This window comes from Paludisphaera soli (genome assembly GCF_011064595.1).
GTDB classification, from domain to species: domain Bacteria; phylum Planctomycetota; class Planctomycetia; order Isosphaerales; family Isosphaeraceae; genus Paludisphaera; species Paludisphaera soli.
Genome location: NZ_JAALJI010000084.1, coordinates 1 through 2,747, shown reverse-complemented (window position 1 = coordinate 2,747; position 2,747 = coordinate 1). Strand labels below are relative to the sequence as shown.

The 2,747-nt window shown below is 75.4% G+C and carries 1 protein-coding gene and 1 pseudogene; both read left to right on the top strand.

What is annotated here, in order from left to right; all coding sequences use genetic code 11:
• Positions 1 to 307 precede the first annotated feature (307 nt).
• Positions 308 to 1,277, top strand: a pseudogene (locus tag G6O68_RS31510) (IS110 family transposase).
• A gap of 145 nt (positions 1,278 to 1,422) precedes the next feature.
• On the top strand, positions 1,423 to 2,577 hold the full coding sequence (locus G6O68_RS31505) for an IS4 family transposase (RefSeq protein WP_165253671.1): 1,155 nt from the start codon (positions 1,423 to 1,425) through the stop codon (positions 2,575 to 2,577).
• Positions 2,578 to 2,747: the final 170 nt, after the last annotated feature.

The following is a 2,747-nucleotide window of genomic DNA, read 5'->3' as shown; positions in this document are numbered from 1 at the left end:
AGAAGCCGGCGCAGCTTCGCAGAGTCGGTCTTGATGGTCCCCCTTGTATGTTGAAAGGGGCCGCGAGATGGCTTCACATAGCAAGGGAGAGCGAGGCGGCAGGCCGACACCCCCTGGGCCCTCCGAGGCCGTGGATGAGCACGGGTCGCCGCCGAGCGTTCCGACGTCGCGTCGCCGAGCCCGGACAGTCGGGCGGCCCTCGAGGCCGCATAGCAAGGAGGGGCCGAGCGACGCACCCGAATCGAAGCCGAAGCCGAAGCCGAAGCCCGCGGCCCGGCCGCGGGCCCGCACCCGGGAGGATCGCTCCATGGACGCCCCCGCCGCCGCCGCCGCCGCCGCCGCCGCCGCCGAGACGTTCGTCGGGATCGACGTCTCCAAGGCCGCGCTCGACGTCGCGATCGACGACGGGCCGGCCTTCGCGGTCGCCAACACGCCCGAGGGCCACGCCGAGCTGGTCGCCCGCCTGGCCCCGCTGCGGCCCCGCCGCGTCGTCATGGAGGCCGCCGGCCGCCCTGCTGGCGGCCGGCCTGCCGGTCGACGTCGTCAACCCCAAGCAGGCGGCCGCCTTCGCCCGGGCGATGGGCCGCCTGGCCAAGACCGACGCCATCGACGCCCGCTGCCTGGCCGCGTTCGGCCGCGTCCTGAAGGGGGACCCCCGGCCGCTGCCCGACGCCGACGCCCGCGAGCTGGAGGCCCTGCTCGCCCGCCGCCGCCAGCTGGTGCAGATGGCCTCGATGGAGAAGGCCCGCCTGTCCGCGGCCCCCTCGCGGCGCGTGGCCCGCGACATCGAGTCGCACCTGCGGTGGCTCGAATCCCACCTCGACGGCGTCGACCGCGAGGTCGACGGGAAGATCCGCTCGACCCCGGCGTGGCGCGAGAAGGACGACCTGCTGCGGGGCGTGCCGGGGATCGGCCCGGTCCTGAGCCGGACGCTCCTGGCCGGCCTGCCCGAGCTGGGGCGGCTCGGCCCGGGGCCGCTGGCGGCCCTGGTCGGCGTGGCCCCGATGGCCGCCGAGAGCGGGGCCTGGAAGGGCCGGCGGCGGATCCAGGGGGGCCGGGCGGCGGTGCGCTCGGCGTTGTACATGGCGGCCCTGTCGGCGTGGCGGTTCAACCCGGCCCTGAGGGCGTTCGGCGACCGCCTGGAGGCTGCCGGCAAGCCGCCCAAGGTGGCCCTGATCGCCGTCGCGAGGAAGCTGCTCACCATCGCCAACGCCATCCTCCGCGAGATGAAGCCCTGGGACCCGGGGCGGAACGCCACCGCGCCCGATCCGGCGTGAAATCCGCTTGACTCGAAACACAGTCGCTCATCCGGCCCCTCGGGCCACCTTCCCCCCTGGTGGCATCCCTGTCTACACAACTCGGCGAGCTGGTAATCTCGGGGGATGGGATCGCATTCGAGGGGATGGGATCGCATTCGAGGGGATGGACCGCCGGCTGCAGCTGCGGTATTGGAGGCTGGTGCGCGAGCATCGCCACGTGTTGAACGCGGCGGCGGCCGGGATCACGGCCCTGCCGGGGGTCGCCGAGCCGTTCGCCTGCGCCCAGGCCATGTGGCGGTTCCTGCACAACCCGAGGGCCGGCCCGGCCGCCCTGATGGAGCCGGTCGTCGAGGCCGTCCGGGCCATGGCCGGCGACGGCCCCGACCTCCTGGTCGCCCTGGACTGGTCGATGCTCCACTTCGGCGGCCACGCCTCGAAGGGGGACCGGCATCGCCGGACGCACGCGGCCGACCCGGGCTACGAGCTGGCCTGCGCCCTGGCCGTCGACGCCGGCTCGGGCCTGCCGATGGGCCCGCTGGAGCTGCGGCTCCGCGCCGACGGCGGCGACGCCTCGACCCGCCGCGGCGGACCGGGGCCGGCCGAGGGCCGGCTCGACGGCGTCGCGGCGACGATGCGCTCCGCGGCCGACCTGCTCGGCCGCCGGCCGGTCTTCGTGATCGACCGCGAGGCCGACTCGGTCGGCTGCTTCCGCGCCTGGCACGCGGCCGGTTTCCGGTTCCTGGTGCGGGCCGACGACGCCCGCGTCGTCCTCCGGGAAGGCCGGCCGCGATGCGGCGGCTGGAAGCTCCCCGAGGTCGCCGACGACCTCTTCGCGCCCGGGGCCGAGGTCGTCGAGGCGGGCCCGATCGAGTACGAGAAGGAGCCGGCCCGGCTGCAGGTCGCCGAGGCGGCCGTCGTCCTCGACCGGCCGGCGCGGCGGACGGCCGCCGGCCGCACCTCCGGCGGCAACAAGAGGCAGGTCGAGGTCCCCGGCCCGCCGCTCCCCCTGCGCCTGGTCGTCGCCCGGGTCGTCGACGCCCGAGGGGCGGTGAAGGCCCGCTGGCTGCTGCTCTCGAACGTCGAACGCCCCGGCCCCGACGGCTGCGACGCCGCGACGCCGGCCCGCTGGTACTACCTGCGGTGGCGGATCGAGTCGTTCTTCCTGCTCCTGAAGTCCTCCGGCTGCCAGGTCGAGGAGTGGGGCCAGAGGGACGCCGAGGCCGTCCTCAGGCGGCTGGTCGTCGCGTCGATGGCCTGCGTCTGCGCCTCGACGAGCGTCCCGAGGCCGCCGAGGTCCGCCGCGTCCTGGTGCGGCTGAGCGGCCGCCGCATGGCCTGGAAGGTCGAGTCGACGGCCCCGGCCCTGCTCGCCGGCCTGGAGAAGCTGCTGGCGACGCTCGACCTGCTGGAGTCCCACGACCTCGACGACCTCCGCCGCCTCGCTCGATCCATCCCCCCCCGAACTCTGGACTTCCCCATGATTGGCGAT